The organism is Poseidonibacter antarcticus (genome assembly GCF_003667345.1).
GTDB lineage: Bacteria > Campylobacterota > Campylobacteria > Campylobacterales > Arcobacteraceae > Poseidonibacter > Poseidonibacter antarcticus.
On the sequence record NZ_RCWF01000009.1, the window covers coordinates 1 to 18,729 of the forward strand.

At 27.9% G+C, this 18,729-nt stretch carries 17 protein-coding genes; 3 read left to right on the plus strand and 14 right to left on the minus strand.

Translation table 11 applies throughout. The features are described 5' to 3' along the window. Positions 1–134: 134 nt before the first annotated feature. The 4 genes from mnmA (D9T19_RS10650) to D9T19_RS10665 form a co-directional block, all read right to left on the minus strand. On the minus strand, positions 135–1,169 hold the full coding sequence (gene mnmA, locus D9T19_RS10650; protein WP_121628220.1) for a tRNA 2-thiouridine(34) synthase MnmA: 1,035 nt from the start codon (positions 1,167–1,169) through the stop codon (positions 135–137). A gap of 1 nt (position 1,170) precedes the next feature. Further along, positions 1,171–2,271 carry a tRNA 2-thiouridine(34) synthase MnmA gene (mnmA, locus tag D9T19_RS10655; protein WP_121628221.1) on the minus strand — a complete coding sequence of 367 codons (1,101 nt, stop codon included), beginning with the start codon at positions 2,269–2,271 and terminating at the stop codon, positions 1,171–1,173. 56 nt (positions 2,272–2,327) lie between these two features. Then, the gene (gene folK, locus D9T19_RS10660; RefSeq protein WP_121628222.1) at positions 2,328–2,804 is read right to left on the minus strand and encodes a 2-amino-4-hydroxy-6-hydroxymethyldihydropteridine diphosphokinase; all 477 of its coding nucleotides are present in this window, start codon (positions 2,802–2,804) and stop codon (positions 2,328–2,330) included. Positions 2,805–2,888: 84 nt separating this feature from the next. Further along, positions 2,889–3,914 (minus strand): M24 family metallopeptidase, encoded by a 1,026-nt coding sequence (locus tag D9T19_RS10665; RefSeq protein WP_121628223.1) that lies wholly within the window; start codon positions 3,912–3,914, stop codon positions 2,889–2,891. Between the two features lie 76 nt (positions 3,915–3,990). Here D9T19_RS10665 and aroQ point away from each other — a divergent pair, with 76 nt between their 5' ends. From aroQ to sppA, 3 genes are read left to right on the plus strand one after another with little or no spacing between them, the layout of a single operon-like run. Continuing rightward, positions 3,991–4,464, plus strand: coding sequence for a type II 3-dehydroquinate dehydratase (gene aroQ / locus D9T19_RS10670; protein WP_121628224.1), 474 nt, complete (start codon positions 3,991–3,993; stop codon positions 4,462–4,464). Positions 4,465–4,474: 10 nt separating this feature from the next. Beyond that, positions 4,475–5,698: an aminofutalosine deaminase family hydrolase gene (gene mqnF, locus D9T19_RS10675; protein WP_121628225.1), complete on the plus strand. Its 1,224-nt coding sequence runs from the start codon at positions 4,475–4,477 to the stop codon at positions 5,696–5,698. Continuing rightward, a complete protein-coding gene (gene sppA / locus D9T19_RS10680) occupies positions 5,691–6,581 on the plus strand; it encodes a signal peptide peptidase SppA (protein WP_121628226.1) in 891 nt (296 codons plus the stop codon). The genes mqnF and sppA overlap by 8 nt, the downstream gene beginning before the upstream one ends. A gap of 71 nt (positions 6,582–6,652) precedes the next feature. Here the strand turns inward: sppA and D9T19_RS10685 are convergent, their stop codons facing one another. From D9T19_RS10685 to D9T19_RS10730, 10 genes are all read right to left on the minus strand, one after another. Beyond that, entirely contained in the window at positions 6,653–7,258 is a 606-nt protein-coding gene (locus tag D9T19_RS10685) for a TIGR04211 family SH3 domain-containing protein (protein WP_121628227.1), read from the minus strand. A 60-nt stretch (positions 7,259–7,318) separates the two neighbouring features. After that, positions 7,319–8,716 (minus strand): class II fumarate hydratase, encoded by a 1,398-nt coding sequence (gene fumC, locus D9T19_RS10690; protein ID WP_121628228.1) that lies wholly within the window; start codon positions 8,714–8,716, stop codon positions 7,319–7,321. 149 nt (positions 8,717–8,865) lie between these two features. Next, the gene (locus tag D9T19_RS10695; RefSeq protein ID WP_121628229.1) at positions 8,866–10,065 is read right to left on the minus strand and encodes an acetate/propionate family kinase; all 1,200 of its coding nucleotides are present in this window, start codon (positions 10,063–10,065) and stop codon (positions 8,866–8,868) included. Between the two features lie 26 nt (positions 10,066–10,091). After that, positions 10,092–11,087 carry a phosphate acetyltransferase gene (pta, locus tag D9T19_RS10700; protein ID WP_121628230.1) on the minus strand — a complete coding sequence of 332 codons (996 nt, stop codon included), beginning with the start codon at positions 11,085–11,087 and terminating at the stop codon, positions 10,092–10,094. Between the two features lie 284 nt (positions 11,088–11,371). Then, positions 11,372–12,562: an acetate kinase gene (locus D9T19_RS10705; RefSeq protein WP_121628231.1), complete on the minus strand. Its 1,191-nt coding sequence runs from the start codon at positions 12,560–12,562 to the stop codon at positions 11,372–11,374. Positions 12,563–12,673: 111 nt separating this feature from the next. Then, positions 12,674–13,864: an acetate/propionate family kinase gene (locus tag D9T19_RS10710; RefSeq protein WP_121628232.1), complete on the minus strand. Its 1,191-nt coding sequence runs from the start codon at positions 13,862–13,864 to the stop codon at positions 12,674–12,676. 25 nt (positions 13,865–13,889) lie between these two features. Continuing rightward, a complete protein-coding gene (locus D9T19_RS10715) occupies positions 13,890–14,510 on the minus strand; it encodes a 3'-5' exonuclease (protein ID WP_121628233.1) in 621 nt (206 codons plus the stop codon). Then, the gene (locus tag D9T19_RS10720) at positions 14,503–16,344 is read right to left on the minus strand and encodes a putative nucleotidyltransferase substrate binding domain-containing protein (RefSeq protein WP_121628234.1); all 1,842 of its coding nucleotides are present in this window, start codon (positions 16,342–16,344) and stop codon (positions 14,503–14,505) included. The genes D9T19_RS10715 and D9T19_RS10720 overlap by 8 nt, the downstream gene beginning before the upstream one ends. Before the next feature lie 349 nt (positions 16,345–16,693). Next, positions 16,694–18,343, minus strand: a complete 1,650-nt coding sequence (locus D9T19_RS10725) for a cation acetate symporter (RefSeq protein ID WP_121628235.1) — start codon at positions 18,341–18,343, stop codon at positions 16,694–16,696. After that, entirely contained in the window at positions 18,343–18,657 is a 315-nt protein-coding gene (locus D9T19_RS10730; protein ID WP_121628236.1) for a DUF485 domain-containing protein, read from the minus strand. Before D9T19_RS10730 ends, D9T19_RS10725 begins: the two co-directional genes overlap by 1 nt. Between the last annotated feature and the right edge of the window lie 72 nt (positions 18,658–18,729).

Sequence of the window (18,729 nt, forward strand, 5' to 3'; positions counted from 1 at the left end):
TGTTGATTATGATTTAGAAGGTTCTTCTGCTTCTGATTATAAAGAATACTCTGCTACTTTAGCTTATACTTTTTAATTTTAGATAGTTTAGGAGTATAACTCCTAAACTATAAAACTAAATAAATTTTAATAATTTATTTAGTACTTTCAATCCAAGCACTTCCTATTACTTTTTGATCATCATAAAAAACTGCTAGTTGTCCAGAAGCAACACCAAAAGCTGGCTCTTTTAATGTAATATAAGCTTTTTCATTTTCTATTTTAACATCACAAGGAGTTGAATTTGATCTATATCTTAGTTTTACAGTTGCTGTAAACTCTTTATCATCAATAAACATATTAAGTCCACTTGTTACAACTTTATTTACTTCTAAAACTTCTTTTTTACCAACAACAATAGTATTTGTTTTAGGATTTAGTTCTTTTACAAAGTGTGGCTCATGAGCACCTTTTACAGTAAAGCCTTTTCTTTTTCCAATTGTATAGTGCATATAACCTTTATGCTCACCTATGACATTTCCTTTTTCATCTAAAACATCACCAGGCATATCAATATTTGCATGTCTAGAAATTACATCTGTATAAACCGTTTCTACAAAACAAATTTCTTGTGATTCATTTTTTTCTGTAATTCTTTTGTAGACGTTTGATAATGTTGCTCCAAATTTAACAATATCTTCTTTTTTATAAGTACTTAAAGGAAACATCATAAAAGGAAGTGCTTTTTTATCAACTTGTGATAAGAAATAACTTTGATCTTTAGTTTTATCATCAGCTTCATAAAAAAACTCACCATCAGTTTTTGCATAGTGTCCCGTTGCTAAAAATGAAGACCCATGTTCTTTAGCAAAATCAAGCATAGCACCAAATTTTATTTGTTTATTACATTTAACACATGGGTTTGGAGTTGTACCTTCTAAGTATGATTCTACAAAGTAGTCATAAATTTCTGCTGTGAATTTATCGCTTAAATCTAATAGATGATATTTTATATTTAGAAATTCAGCTACATCTTTTATATATCCAAGGTTTCTTTCGTGATATCCATCGTCTCTATTATGAAGTTTTAAATAAACACCTTCAACTTCGTAACCTTCTTTTTGTAGCATATAAGCAGTAACTGAAGAGTCAATTCCTCCACTCATACCTACCATTACTTTTGTTTTCATTTTAGTTGTAGTCACTTATAAATCCGCCACCTAGACAATATTTACCATCATATAAAACAAGACTTTGTCCTAAAGTTACAGCTCTTTGAGGCTTATCAAATTTAACTAATACTTTATCATCATTAGCTTCTACTACTGTACAAGCTTGTTTTTGTTGACGATAACGAACTTGTGCCATTAATTTATCACCAACTTTTGCAGGTTTTTCTAATACCCAATGCATATGAGTAGCTTGTACATTTTGGTTCATAAGTAAGGGGTGAATTGTATCTTGTACAATTGTTATAGTATTATTTTCTAAATCTTTTTTGGCTACATACCATGGCTCATGAATATGATTAGCAGATTCAGTCTCTTTAATACCACCAATACCAATACCTTTTCTTTGACCTAGCGTGTAACAAATTAGGCCTTTATGTCTTCCTATTACTTTTCCTGTTTCATCTATAAAATTACCAGGAATAGCTTTTAAATGTTGTGTTATGAATTCATCAAATTTTTGTTTACCAATAAAACATATTCCTGTACTATCTTTTTTATCACTTACGTGTAGTTTGTATTTAGTAGCTATTTCTCTAACTTCTTTTTTAGTTAGATCAGCAAGTGGAAATAAAGATTGCGATAATTGTTCACTTGATAATGCGTGTAAAAAATAAGTTTGATCTTTTGTATCATCTTTAGGAGTATCTAGTACATAATGGTCATCGTATTTAGCTATTTTTGCATAATGTCCTGTTGCAATCATATCTGCACCCATTTTTTTTGCTTCATTTAAAAATACAGTGAATTTAATCTCACGATTACAAAGTATATCAGGATTAGGTGTAAGCCCTTTTTTTAAACCTTCTAAAAATACATCAAAAACTTTAGTTCTGTATTCTTCGACAAAGTCTATACCTTTTACTTCAATTCCTAATATTTTACCAACTTTTTTTGCATCTTCAAACTCTATGCGATTTGGGCACTGGCTACCTTCTATTCCATATTCCCAATTACGCATAAATAAGCCTATTACTTCATATCCTTGTTCTTTTAGCAGTAAAGCAGTAACTGAAGAATCAACACCACCAGACATTCCTACAACAACTTTTTTTTTGTTCATGTTTTACCTTTAAAAAGTTCTTTTTTTAAGAACTGTAATTACAACTATATGTTGTTTTATATGTATTTTAAAGGAATAATCACTGACTCTCTATTTGCCCAATCTTTATGAGGGATAATTAATTTTTTTGTATTAATTTTTTTATTATCAAAAAATATTATATCTATATCCAAGGTTCTAGGCGCATCTTGAAAGGATCGCTTTCTTCCGAATTTATTTTCATATCTTTGCATTGCTTTTAAAAAGTCATTAGGACAAAGATTAGATTTAATCGCGATTATACCATTTAAAAAATCATTTTGTTCTAAAAACCCAAAGGGAGGATTTTTTAAAAGTGGTGAAGTTGAAAGTATAGTAAATCTTGAATCTTGTTTTAAACATAAGAGTAATTTATCAAATGTTCTTTTCATATTCCCAATATTTCCCCCAATACCAATTGTTACAGTATATTTTTTGTTTGAGGACTTTTTAAATATTTTTGGAAAATTAGGAGTATGGAAAAGTGTTAATTTATTAGTTAATTTTTTTTTCAAATTTTTCTCTTTTTATCTTGAAAAATTAAAGTTAACTTAAATACTCAAGTTTTATTTCTTTAATTTTTCTATATTTTCTAATTTTTAAAGTATTACAGCTTTTCCATTTTTCATGACAACCGTATCTTCAATTCTTACACCAAATTCTTTAGGTAAATAGATTCCAGGTTCAATTGTAAAAACCATATTATCTTCAATTATTACATCAGATTTAGAGTTGATATTTGGAAATTCATGAATATCAAGTCCTACCCCATGACCAGTACTGTGAATAAATCTATTTCCATATCCTGCTTTTTCAATTACAGAACGTGTTAGTGCGTCAATTTGCGAAGCTTTCATTCCAACTCTTGCATTTTCAATTGCATTTAATTGTGCTTTATAAACTAAGTCATATATTTTTTGATGTTTTTTGTTTTTAAACTTTTGTTCTCTTTTAAAAGTTAATTTTTCAAAGTTTGCAGATGTTACGCAAGTTCTATCTGAACAATATCTTTTATATTTAACTCCAGCATCAACTAGTATTAAATCATTTAATTTTAATCTTTTCTTTGTTGGAAGTGCATGAGGTTTTGCAGCATTTTCATTTATTGCAATTATTGGATCAAAGCTAAGGTCAAGTTTTCCACTTTGACTCATTTTTTCAATACCTTTAAAAAATAGATATTGTTCGCTTTGTTTATATCCATTTTTTCTTATAAACTTAGCTAAATCTTTAAAGCCATCACGGCCAAGTGTGGCAGCTTTTTTTAATAATTTTATTTCATCATCAGTTTTTATTATTCTTTTTTGTTTTGAAAAGTTTTCTTTTGGAACAAAAGTAGTTTTGATATTATTTGTCAATTTAATATATGTAGAGTATTTGAAATCATTTGGATCAAACATAATCTTTTTTATTTTGTTTTTTATTAAAATATCTTGTGCTGTTTGAATTAAGTTTGAAGACTCTATAACTTCACAATTTTTAGCAAATTCTTGTGCTTCTGTTGTATATCTAGCATCTGTAATAAAATAGTTATTTCCTTCAAGTGATATAAAAAGTACATTATCACAAGAAAAAGAAGCTTCAAAATATACTGCATTTTCATCTAGTAAAATAAAATTTTTCATAAATTTTTCATCCTTTGGTATGGTTTAACTTTAATTTTAATATAATCTTACCTAAATTTTATAAAAGGAATATAATATGAAAATAGCGGTAATTCAAGGACCAAACTTAAATATGTTAGGTATTAGAGAACAACACATTTACGGTCCAATGAACTTAGAACAAATTCACGATCAATTAAAAAATGCAGCAGCTCAAAATGGGGTTGAAGTAGAATTTTTCCAATCAAATTTAGAGGGTGAATTAGTTGATAGAATTCAAGAATGTTTAGGAACAGTTGATGGAATTATGATTAATCCAGCGGCATATTCTCACACATCTATTGCTATTAAAGATGCATTAAAAGCAGTTGAACTTCCAACAGTTGAAGTACATATCTCAAATATTTATAAAAGAGAAGAATTTAGACAAAAATCTCTTACAGCAGGATCTAGTACTGGTGTTATTTCTGGATTTGGACCATTTGGTTACCACATGGGATTAATTGCATTAATGCAAATTATTTCAGAAATTAAAGCTGTTGAAGAATCTCAACAAGAAGTAACTGAATAATTCAAAACAAATGAATATATTAAGTGCTAAGTGGGTTCTTACCTGCGATGAAAATTTTAGCATCATTGAAAATGGTGCTATTGTTTTTTCTGATGAAATAATTGATATTGATACAATCGAAAATATCCAAAAAAAATATCCCAATGAAGAAGTTTTAGAGCCTGAAGAGAATTCTGTTTTAATGCCTGGGCTTATAAATTCACATGTTCATTTAGAATTTTCTGCCAATTCAACTACTTTAAAATATGGTAATTTTATGGCATGGTTAAACTCTGTTATAAAAAATAGAGATACCTTAATAGAAAAAGCTACACAAAAACTTATCTCTACAAAACTTGATAGAATGAAAAAAACTGGAACTACAACAATTGGTGCAATTTCTTCATACTCTTTTGATATGGAAGCTTGTGTAAAATCACCTATTAATACTGTATTTTTTTGTGAAGTAATTGGAAGTAAAGCTGATATGGCTGATACACTTTTTGCAGATTTTAAAAGTAGACTAAGTGGAGCAAAACAAAATACTTCAAAAAGCTTTATTCCAGCAGTTGCTATTCATTCGCCTTATTCTGTGCATCCTTTTTTAGTAAGAGAAAGTATAGCTTTAGCAAAACTTGAGAATCTTGCAGTTTCAAGTCATTTTTTAGAATCACCAGAAGAGTTTGAGTGGTTACATAAAAATGAAGGCTTATTTATAGATTTTTTTAAAAACTTTTTAGGACAAAGTACAGCAGTTACAAAACCTATGGAATTTTTAAATCAGTTTTCAAATGTTAAAAATCTATCTTTTACACATTGTGTTGAAGCTAGTGATAATGACCTTGAAAAGATTAAATCTTTAAATGCTGTAATTAATCATTGTCCTACATCAAATAGGGTATTAAATAATTCTAAATTAGATTTATCAAGATTAAAAGATATTAAGTTTTCAATAGGAACTGATGGTTTAAGTTCAAATAATTCCTTATCTATGTTTGATGAGTTACGAACTGCTTTAATGATTCATTCAAATGAAAATGTAATTGAATTTTCTAAAACACTTTTAAAAGCAGCTACATTAAATGGTGCTATTGCTTTAGGATTGAATAAAGGAAGTTTAGAAAAACAAAAAGATGCAGATATTATATCTTTTAAAATGAATGATAAAATAGAAGATAAAGAAGATATTGCAATGCAAATTATTTTACATACAAAATCTGTAAATAAAACTATAATAGGAGGTAAAGTTGTTTGATTTTTTAAAGAAGTTATTTTCACCAATAATTGTTATATTAGATTTTATAACTAAATATTTTAAGACAATAGTATTTTTAACTATTATGTATTTCCTTGTTTATTCACCTAGTGATAAATTAAATGGAAATGGTACATTTGAAGTTGCTAACTTACAAAAGATAGAGCTTTTTGGTCCAATTTTGGATGTTAGTAATACGATGTTAGAAATAAAAAAAGCAAAAGATGATGAGAATATAAAAGGTGTTTTACTTGTAGTAAATTCTCCTGGAGGTGCTGTTGCTCCTTCTGTTGAATTAGCATATGCTATTAAAGAGCTTAAAGCTATTAAGCCTGTAGTTGTTTATGCAAGTGGAGTAATTGCTAGTGGTTCATATTATGCTTCTATTTGGAGTAATAAGATTATTGCAAATCCAGGATCTATGGTTGGTTCAATTGGTGTTATTATGCAAGGTCTTAATGCAGAAGAGTTAATGGAAAAAATTGGTATTTCTACACAAACTGTAAAAGCAGGAAAATATAAAGAATCAGGGACACCAACACGAAAATGGTTTGATTATGAAAAAGAACAATTACAAAGTGTTATAGATGATACATATAATATGTTTATCACTGATGTTGCTAATGCAAGAAAACTTGATGTGAAAAATTATACACAATTCGCTGATGCAAAAATATTTACAGCTTCACAAGCTAAGAAAGTTGGTTTAATTGATGAAGTAGGTACTATCTCAATAGCTGAAAAAAGTTTAGCAAAACTTTCTAACATTGACGATACAATTTGGAAAAAAGAAGATAAGTTTAATAAATTTATTAATAAATTTATTAGTGAAACTGCTTCAAAAGTTTCTATGAGTTTTATGAGTGGGTTGAAGGCGTATTAAACCTTTAATCTATTCATATTTTTAATAAATTATTCCCAAATGATTAATTGGGAATAATTATAAATAGTATCTTACCAACGTTTTTTAGTACGACGATTTGGAATTAATATAGGTAGTAATAATCCTAAAAGAAGACCTGCTCCAGCTACCATTCCACCATAAGTAAACCAACGCATCAATAGATCATTTTTTTTAGTGTCTAGTTTTGCATTTAAATCACGATTTAAGGCCTGAACTTCCTGTAATTGTTCTTTTAATGCTGCAGTTGTATTTTGCAAGTTAAGAACTTGATTATTACGAGCCTTTAAATTCTTTTCTAAACTTGCTTTATCATTATTAGCTTTATCACTAGCTTGACTTAATTGTAAGTTTAATTTTGCTAGTTCAGCTTCAAGTTTTGGTAGACGTTCTTTTAGACCTATAGTATTAGAAATATATTTTGAATTAATCCATCCACTTCTACCTTTTGAATCTTTTATTAAAGTAAAATCAGAATCTGCATTTTTTTTAATTACGTTAATATGCTCACCTGCATTAACACTACCAATGATTTTATATTTAGTACCAGGGCCTGAATGAATATAAGTATATAAATTGTCTGAGACATAACGAGTTGCTGCACTAGCATTTGAAAGTAAGCATAGAAGAGCTAATAATAGAAAAATTACCTTAGGCATCACTTAATAAATCCTTTTTGCATATTATAACTAATATAACATTGATGTTCAATCATAAACTTATTCTCTAGCTTTTGTCATCTCCTTTGGTTTAACATATTTTTCGAATTCTTCTTTTGTTAAAATATTTAAAGCAACTGCTTCTTCTTCAAGACTTGTATTATTTTTATATGCTGTTTTTGCTATTAATGCTGCTTTTTCATAACCTATATAGGGATTTAAAACAGTTACTAACATTAAAGAATTATTTAAATATTTTTCTATATTTTTTATATTTGCTTCTATTCCTATTGCACAATTATTGTTGAATGTTTTCATTGTATCACTTAATAGTCTAATAGATTGAAGTAGGTTATAAGCAATTACAGGTTTAAATACATTTAGTTCAAAGTTTCCTTGACTAGCAGCTATTGATATTGATGAATGATTTCCCATAACTTGAACAGCAACCATTGTCATAGCTTCACTTTGTGTAGGATTTACTTTTCCAGGCATAATAGAAGAACCAGGTTCATTTTGTGGAATACTAAGTTCGGCAATTGCACATCTAGGTCCACTTGATAACCATCTAATATCATTTGCTATTTTCATTAAATTTGAAGCTAATGCATTTAATGCTCCACTTAAAAATACTTCACCATCATGAGATGTTAATGCATGAAACTTATTTGGATGAGATTTAAACTCATATTTTGTATTGGTAATTTCATTTAAAACTTCACAAACCATAGGTGAAAAATCAGGATGAGAATTTAATCCTGTTCCAACAGCCGTTCCTCCAATTGCAAGTTCTTTAATGTATTTTATTGAATCATCAACTTGAGATAAGGCTTTTTCTAACATTTCAACATAAGCACTTATTTCTTGACCTAAGGTTAACGGAGTTGCATCTTGTAAATGTGTTCTTCCAATCTTTACAATATTTTCAAACTGTTTTACTTTTTTTTCAAATGTAGTTTTTAATATATTTATAGCAGGAATTAAATTATTTTGTAGTTCTAAGAGAAAAGCTATTCTCATTGCAGTAGGGTAGGTATCATTTGAGCTTTGACCTTTATTTACATCATCATTAGGATGTACGATTTTTTCAGTTCTAAAGTCATATCCTAGAAGTTCACTTGCTCTATTTGCAACAACTTCATTTACATTCATATTTGATTGCGTACCTGAACCCGTTTGCCATACGACAAGTGGAAAATTATTATCAAATTTACCTTCAATAATTTCTTCACAAGCTTTTGAAATAACTTCACATTTTTTATCATCTAATTTTATTAGTTTATTATTTACAATAGCACAAGCTTTTTTTAAATATGCAAAAGCTTTTATAATTTCTTTTGGCATTTTTTCATCACCAATAGGAAAGTTTTCTAAACTTCTTTGTGTTTGTGCTGCCCAATATTTATCATTAGGAACTTTAACCTCACCCATCGTATCTTTTTCAATTCTATATTTCATTTTAAATCCTTTCTTTGAAAATATACAAATATTAGCACAATTCATTAATAAATAATATCAATAATTTAAAAAGATTAAAAATAAAATAGATATAAAAAAAGCTAGAAGTAAAACTTCTAGCTTTTATATATTATCAAATTTAAATAAGATTATCTAATTTCACTAACAACTTTAAATGTGTCGTTTGCAATTACATATTCTTCATTTGTTGGAATAACAAAAATTCTTGAAGTAGAACTATTTGTAGCAATATCTCTTGCATCATGTCTTCTTTTATTATTTTTTGTTGGGTCTAAATTTAATCCCATACCATCAAGTCCAGAACAAACGATTTCTCTAATTAATGCAGAATTTTCTCCAATTCCACCTGTGAAACATAAAGCATCAATACCGTCAAGAGCAGCTACATAACCACCAACATATTTTTTGATATTATATGCAACCATTTCAACAGCTAATCTACATCTATCATCACCATTTTGCATACCCTCTAAAACTTCTCTTAAATCAGATGATTTTCCTGAAATTCCTAAGATACCAGATTCTTTATTCATAATATTTAATGCATCATCAATAGATATTTTTTCTTGAGTCATCATATATTGTAAAGCTCCAGCTCCAACATCACCAGATCTAGTACCCATCATTAAACCTTGAACAGGAGTAAGACCCATAGATGTATCAATACATTTACCATCTAATACAGCAGAAACAGAAGAACCATTTCCTAAGTGACAAACAACGATTCTAGTATTATATTTTTTATCTAACATTTGTCTAGCTTCATTTGAAACAAAGTAATGAGATGTTCCATGGAAACCATATTTTCTAATACCATGTTTTGTATACTGGTCATATGGTAGTGCATACATATAAGCATAATCAGGCATAGTTTGGTGGAATGCAGTATCAAATACAGCAACATTAGGTTTACCTGGCATTAATTCTTGACAAATTTCCATTCCTAGAATATTTGCAGGATTATGTAAAGGTGCTAGAGGAATTAATCTTTTCATTGTTTCAATTACTCTATCTGTTACAAGAACTGAACCTGAAAATTCTTCTCCCCCATGAACAGCTCTATGTCCAATAGCATCTATATCATTAATAGAGTCAATAACTTTACCTTCACCTGTAGTTAATGTAGATAAAACAGCTTCAATAGCTTCTTTATGTGTTGGCATAGAAACTTCTAATGTTAACTTTTTACCATCATTATATTCATGTTTTAATACACCATCAATACCAATTCTTTCACATAATCCAGAAGCAAAAACTTTTTTAATGATTGGATTCATTAATTGATACTTTAAAGATGAACTTCCTGCATTTAAGATAAATACTAACATATTATTATTCCTTTTATTAAGTTAAATTATTTAATTTGTGTTGCTGTAATAGCTACTAAGTTTGCGATATCTTCAATTGAACAACCACGAGAAAGGTCATTTACTGGTTTTGCTAAACCTTGAACAACTGGTCCATGGGCTGCAGCACCTGCAAATCTTTGAACTAATTTATATCCAATATTTCCAGATTGTAAATCAGGGAAAACTAAAACATTAGCTTTTCCAGCAACTTCAGATCCTGGTGCTTTTTTTGCTCCAATTGCTTCAACTATTGCTGCATCTGCTTGCATTTCCCCATCAAAAGAGAAGTTTACATGTCTATCTTCTAAAATATCAACTGCATATTGTACTTTATCAACTAGAGGATGATTTGCACTTCCTTTTGTTGAAAATGATAACATAGCAACTCTAGGTTCAAGTCCAACTACACTAGCAGCAGTTGCTGCAGTTGCACAAGCAATATCAGCTAATTGTTCAGCATTTGGTTCAGGAATTACTGCACAATCTGCAAAAAGAATTAATCCATTATCTCCAAATTTACCATCAGCAGTTTCCATAATAAACGCAGATGATACAGTATTAATACCAGGTGCAGTTTTAATTACATGAATAGCAGCTTTTAAAACATCAGCAGTTGGAGAATTTGAACCTGCAACTAAGCCATCAGCTTCACCAAGTCTTACCATCATACAACCAAAGAATCTAGGTTCAGTAGTCATTATTTCTGTAGCTTCTTCTTTTGTTAAACCTTTTTTCTTTCTAAGTTCAACTAATTCATTAATATATGTGTCAATATTATCAAATTTTTTAGGATCAATAATTGTTGCACCATCAATGTTTGCACCACATTTAATTGCATCTGCTTTAATTGTTTCTTCATTTCCAATCAAAATAACTTTAGCAGTTTTTTCTTCTAAAACTTGTTGTGTAGCTTTTAGTACTCTTTCGTCTTCTGGTTCTGGAAGAACTATCGTTCTAAGTTGTACCTTTGCTTTCTCTTTAATACTTTCAATTAAACCCATGTAAATTATCCTTTCTACTTATAACTTAATTTAAAGATTATAGTAAAAAAACATAGCAAAAACATAGCAATGTTTTTTATCTTTCATCAGTATATATTGTATATCTTTTTTTACAAAAAGTACATAAAATATACAATATATTTATAAAATAATAAAGATGTGAATTTTTGTAATAAAATATGTATTTAAAGGCTTTTTAGGATAGTTTTAATTTGTAGTATGTATAAAAATTGTACATGATGTATAAAAATAAGTGAAAATAATCTTTTTAACAAAAAGCTGTTTTAGCCTTTTGTTAATTCATAAGTATCTTTTGCAATAACTAATTCTTCATTAGTAGGAATTACATAGATTTTTACTTTAGAGTTTTTTGCATTAATTTCTCTACTTTTATCAGATTTAAGTAGATTTTTTTCTTGATCAATCAAAATACCCATAAATTCTAGTCCAGAACATACTTGTTTTCTAATTAGATCAGCATTTTCTCCAATTCCAGCAGTAAAACAAATTGCATCAACTCCTTCTAGTAATCCAGCATAAGAACAAATATATTTTTTAATTCTATTACATAACATTTTTATTGTAACTTGTGCTCTTTGATCATTTTCTAAGGATGCTCTTATAACTTCTCTTAAATCTGAACTAATTCCAGAAACTCCTAATATACCTGACTTCTTATTTAAATAATCAATTATTTGATGAGGAGTCATATGTTTTCTCTCCATTAAATATGGAATTACACCTGCGTCTATATCTCCACATCTAGTACCCATTACTAAACCTTCTAAAGGTGTAAGCCCCATAGATGTAGAAATAGATTTACCATCTTTAACAGCACAAACAGATGAACCATTTCCTAGATGACAAACAATAATTCTTGATTTTTCTTTTTTAAGTAATTTAATTGCTTCATTCGATACATAATAATGACTAGTTCCATGGAAACCATATTTTCGTAGATGATGTTGAGTATAATCCTCATGTGGTATAGCATATAGATAATTTTCTTCAGGCATTGTTTGATGAAATGCAGTATCAAATACGGCTACATTAGGAATAGTAGGCATAATTTCTTGACAGATTTTCATACCTAATATATTTGCAGGATTATGTAAAGGAGCAAGAGGGATAAGGTCTTCAATTTTTTTAATTACATCATCCGTAACAATAACAGATTTATCAAAATATTCTCCACCATGAACAACTCTATGTCCAATTGCATCAATTTCTTTTATTGAACTAATAACTTTAGTTTCATCATTTGTTAAAATTCTTAAGACTAGTTCTATAGCTTCTTTGTGTGTTGGAATTGGTAATTCAAAAGTTAATTTTTTATTTTCACCAATTTCGTGTTTTAAAACACCATCAATACCAATTCTTTCTACTAGACCACTAGCTTTTAATTCTCCACTTTGTGCATTAATTAATTGATATTTTAATGATGATGAACCAGCATTTAATACAAATACTAACATATAATTTTCCTTTTCTTTTTAAGTACTTAATGCTTTAATCTTAAAATTAAATTTATTTTTTATATTAAGCATACTTTATAAGTATAACATATTATCTTAAAACTAAATTTATTATTTTATTAAATTATAAGTATCCTGAGCAATTACAAATTCTTCATTTGTTGGAATTATAAAAATCTTAGTTTTCGAACTCTTTTTATTTATTTCTCTAGTCAAAGGAAGTAAAAGATTATTCTTTTCTTTATCTAATTCAATTCCCATAAATTCTAAATTAGCACAAACTTGTTCTCTTATTAAATTAGAATTTTCTCCAATACCAGCTGTAAAACAAATGGCATCAGCTCCACCTAATAATCCAGAATAAGCACATAAATATTTTCTAATTCGATTACACATCATATCTATTGTAACTTGCGCTCTTTGATCACCTTCACTAGCAGCACTTATAATTTCTCTTAAATCAGAACTAATTCCAGAAACTCCCAACATACCTGATTTTTTATTTAGATAATCAATTATTTGATGTGTATCCATTCCTTTTTTATCCATTAAATATGGAATGACACCAGCATCAATATCTCCACTTCTAGTGCCCATCATTAATCCACCAAGTGGTGTTAATCCCATAGTAGTATTTAAAGATTTTCCATCTTTCACTGCACAAATAGATGAACCATTTCCTAAGTGACAAACAATAATCTTAGTATTTCTTTTATTACCTAATAATTTAATGGCTTGTTGAGATACATAATAATGACTAGTACCATGAAATCCATATTTTCTTAAATAATGTTCTGTATAATCTTCATGTGGAACAGGAAATAAAAAATGAACTTCGGGCATTGTTTGGTGAAATGCTGTATCAAAAACTGCAACATTTGGAGTGTTTGGCATAAGATTTTGACAAATTTGCATACCTAAGATATTTGCAGGATTATGTAAGGGTGCAAGAGGAACAAGTTCTTCCATTTTTCTTAATACACTAGGCGTTACAATTACAGATTTATCAAAATATTCTCCACCGTGAGCTACTCTATGACCAATTGCTTTAATTTCTTTAATTGAGTCTATTACTTTTGTTTCCGCATGAGTTAATGTGTGTAAAATTAGATTAATAGCTTCTTTATGAGTTGGAATAGGACATTCAAAAGTTATTTTTTTATTCTCTCCAATTTCATGTTTTAAAATACCATCAATTCCAATTCTTTCAACCAATCCACTAGCTTTTACTTCTGCTGTTTGTGCATGAATTAATTGATATTTTAATGAAGATGAACCTGCATTTAATACAAATATTAACATATAATTTTCCTTTTAATTTTATAATTTATTTTAGTTTTACTTTTGAAAGATTTCTAAGTTTTACAAAAATCAATGAAGTCATTAATGCATCATTATAAGCATCATGTGTTCCCATCATTGGTATTTGTAAATCATTCATTATTGTGTTGAATCTTAAATCAATATTTGCTTGAGGTATTCTTTCAATTTTATAATCATAATAAATTGCTGATACTTCATAACATTTATTTGGTAACTTAATTCCGATTTTTGGTTTTAGATATTTATTTATCATTGCAATGTCAAATTCTAGAAAATATCCAACTAATGGTCTATTTCCAATGTATTGTATAAAATCTTCTATAACATTATCTATGTCTTCTGCTTCTTCCAAATCGCACTCTCTTATATGGTGTATCTTAATCGCATCAACAAGCAGTTTACTCTTTGGTTTTACAAATCTAACAAATTTCTTACTTGAAATTATTGTATTATTTTTAATAATAACAGCACCAATTGAGATAATATCATCAATTTTTCTATCTAATCCAGTTGTTTCACAATCAAAACAAACATATTCATCTTTATGAGGTTTATCAAAAAGATATAAGTATTTATCATATTTTAGATTTTTTTTATTAAAATAATTTGAGATACTCTTAAACATAATTCAACTTAAAATGATATTCTAATTTTTTCTTCAATTTATTTACAATTTTAAAAGAATCTTTTAATAAATCTTTTTCCATTGTATTTAAATCATTTGGATTAATATAATTGTCCATTTCTTCATTTTTATCTAGTTTCCCTAGATTGGATTTTAATCTTAAACTTGATAAAAAGTTAAATGACATTATTAATTCTTGTGCAGTTTCTTCTTCAAATACACCTTTTTTTGTTAATAATTCAATTCTTTTAGCTGTATCTGTTTTAAAAATTTTGTGCTCTAAACATAAAGATCTAATACTATGCACAATTAAAAAAATACCACCTTTTTTAATATTAAGCTCATTTTCGTGTTTAGTATCTTTCGAATCGAGAACAAAACCATCAAAAAACCCTAAAGGAACATCAAAATTTGTGATAACTTTTGCAAAACTTGCATTAAAAGTTTGTGAACTAGCACCAACTTTAAATAGATATTCTTTTAAGTCAATAATTAAATCTTCATTTCCTGATACACAATCAGCATCATAGAAAATTGCAGTATTCATTAAATTATCTGGATTTGCTTCGTTTACCCATGAATAAATTAAATCTTTAAATTCTGAAGTTTTCTTACACCAATAAGGATTTGAAACCATTATATTTCCTTCACATCTAGGAAAACCAAAATCAACTAATGTTTCAGTGAACAAATTTGTAAAAGTATATATTATTTCTATGTCTAATTTACAAACATCAGAAATAATTAAAGCATTATCTTGATCAGTTCTTAATATTTGTTCACCTCTTCCTTCACTTCCCATAACAACTAAACAAGAATTTTCAAATAATTCTTCTGGTGCTAATAATTTGTATAACTTATCTAATAATTTTTTATTTAATTGATTTATTAACTTTGAGATAAATTCTATTTTTACACCCTTTGCATTTAAGGATTTTATTATTTTAATAAAAGAATGAGATGCGATTTTTAGTTCTTCTACTGTTTCTGCTTGAACTATTTCATTTGAAACTGAAAAAATGTTTGTTGCAAAAAATGAAGACAAGGAAATTTGATCTAAAATTCCAATAATTTCTTCATCATCATTTTTTACAACAACTCTTTTTATTCCATATTTTGCCATTACTAATTGTGCATTAAATAAGAAATCATTTTCATTAACATAGATTAAACCTTTTGATGCAATTTTAATAACTTTTTCATCAAAGCTCATTCTTTTTAAAATTACTTTTTGTCTGAAATCAGAATCAGTAACAATATAAATTTCACCAGTTTCATCTTTTAAAAGTAAAGTAGGTACTTTTTCTCTTTTTATAATACTTGCAGCTTCAAAAATAGATTTTTTATAATCAGTAATTATTGCTTTGTGAATTTTTGCATCTTTTACTTTGGCAATCATAATATTTGCCATTTCTTTATTTTTTTCATTATCAATATTATTATTTAATTTTTGAGAAATAGTTTGAAAGAAGTAACTTTCTAATTCACTATTTTTATGTAATGTTTTAATAAATATCTCTTTTGGTAAAGAGTAGCAAATAGTTTCTTCTATTGTATAAAAGCTATTTTTTGAATAATTCTCAATCAACGAAACTGGATCAAAAATTTCGTTTACAGAGAACAATGAAAGTACTTCTTCATTGTTTTTTTCTTGAACAACACCTTTTAAAATAAAATAAAGATTTGTAGGATTAGTTGATTGTTTTTGTATTACTTCATCTTTTTTAAAATATACAATATCAATATTTTGGGCAAATTCTTCCAATTGAACTTTATCTAAATGTTCAAAAGGATGTATTTTTGTTATAAATGTTTTTTGTTCTAAAATACTCACTAAATTTTCCCTTAAGTTTAGTTACAATAATTATAATTAGAAATTATATATTAATATCTATTCAAAATAAGTAGTTTTAATATTATCAATAGCATTAAAATAGCAAAATAGATAATCTTGAGATATTATACATATATAAAATCGCAAGAAGTTTATAATATTAATTTAAATATGTAAAAGATATGTATAATTGTAGATTTGTAACAAAAAGTACTAATATAAATTATTTAATATAATATAAATTATTTATATTTATTTAAGATTTTAATGAATATAAATATAAGTAGTAATAATAAGTTTTAATTATATGTTACCAAAGAGAAAACTCTTTAGTAACATAGTTTATTTTTTAATGCTCAACTGCACCATCTGCACCAATACCAGTTTCTGCTCTGATAAGTTGTGCTTCATATGCATCTCTATCTTGTTTTGCTCTTTCTGAATTATCAGTAATTGAGAAGAACCAAATACTAATAAATGCAACAGTCACAGAGAATAATGCTGGATATTTATAAGGGAAAATTGCTTCTGCATTTCCTAAAATTTGAACCCATACAATTGGTCCTATAATTACAAGAACTACAGCTGTAGTTAATCCCATAATTCCACCAATAAATGCACCTCTTGTTGTTAATTTTGACCAATAAATTGATAAAAATAAAATAGGGAAGTTTGCTGATGCTGCAATTGCAAAAGCAAGTCCTACCATAAATGCAATATTTTGTTGTTCAAAAGCTATTCCTAGAATAACACCAACAATACCAATAACAATAGTAGCTCTTTTTGAAACTTTAATTTCTTGTTCTTCAGTTGCATTTGTATTGATAACAGATGCATAAAGGTCATGAGAAATTGCACTTGCCCCTGCTAGTGTAAGTCCAGAAACAACTGCTAAAATCGTAGCAAAAGAAACAGCTGAAATAAATCCTAAGAATATATTTCCACCTACCATATGTGATAAATGAACTGCTGCCATATTATTTCCACCGAATAATTTACCATCAACAAAGTATTCTGCACCTTCAGGAGAATTTAAAAATACAATTGCTCCTAAACCAATAACAGCAATAACTAAGTAGAAATAACCAATAAATCCTGTTGCATAAACAACTGATTTTCTAGCTTCTTTTGCATTCCCAACTGTAAAGAATCTCATTAGTACGTGAGGAAGACCAGCTGTTCCTAACATTAATGCAAGACCTAATGAAATTGCAGATATAGGATCAGAAATAAATCCACCAGGAGCCATAATCGCTTGTCCTTTTGTATGCGTTTCAACAGCTTTAGTTGCTAATGCTTCAAATGAGAATCCATAATGAGAAAGAACAATAAATGCCATAAATGTTACACCAGAAAGTAATAAAATAGCTTTAATAATTTGAACCCAAGTAGTTGCTAGCATTCCACCAAAAGTTACATATACAATCATCATAATACCAACAAGGATTACTGCATATTCATATTCTAAACCAAATAAAACTTGAATAAGTTTTCCTGATCCAACCATTTGTGCAATAAGATATAAAGTAACAACAGCTAATGAACCAAGTGCTGCTAAAGTTCTAATCTCTTTTTGACCAAGTCTATAAGCTGCAATATCAGCAAAAGTAAATTTACCTAAGTTTCTTAATTTTTCAGCCATTAAGAATAAAATTACAGGCCAACCAACTAAGAATCCAACTGCATAAATTAAACCATCATAACCGCTTAGATATACAAGTCCAGAAATACCAAGGAAAGATGCAGCAGACATATAATCACCTGCAATTGCCATACCATTTTGGAAACCAGTAATCCCTCCACCAGCTGTATAAAAGTCTGCTGCTGATTTTGTTCTCTTTGCTGCCCAATAAGTAATACCTAAAGTACCACCGACAAAAATGAAAAACATAATAATTGCAGGAATATTTAATTCTCTTTTTGTTGCTTCAAATGATGCATCCCCTGCAGCAAAAGCAGTAATTGCAAAAATAGAAATAAGTGCTAAAATTTTCAACATTATAATAAATCCTTTACGTCTTTTTTAATATCGTTTGTCAAGTCTTCAAATTCCCCATTTGCTCTTTTAACATAGATTAATGTAGTAATAAAACTAACAATAATAATACCTGCAGCAATTGGAAATGCTATAGTCATAACACCTTCTCCTGTTAACGTAGCTAAGATACTTGGATCAAATGCAATAGTTAAAATATATGCATAAAATATAACCAAAATAAAAATCGATAGTTTTAATGCAAAACCATTTCTTTTTGTAGTTAATTCCTTGTACTTAGGATTAGCTTTGATACGTTGTACTAACTCATCTTTCATTTTCTGCCTCCTTAATTTATTACTATAAATATAAATTGTACTAATACTTGATAAATAGATATTAGTAAAAAA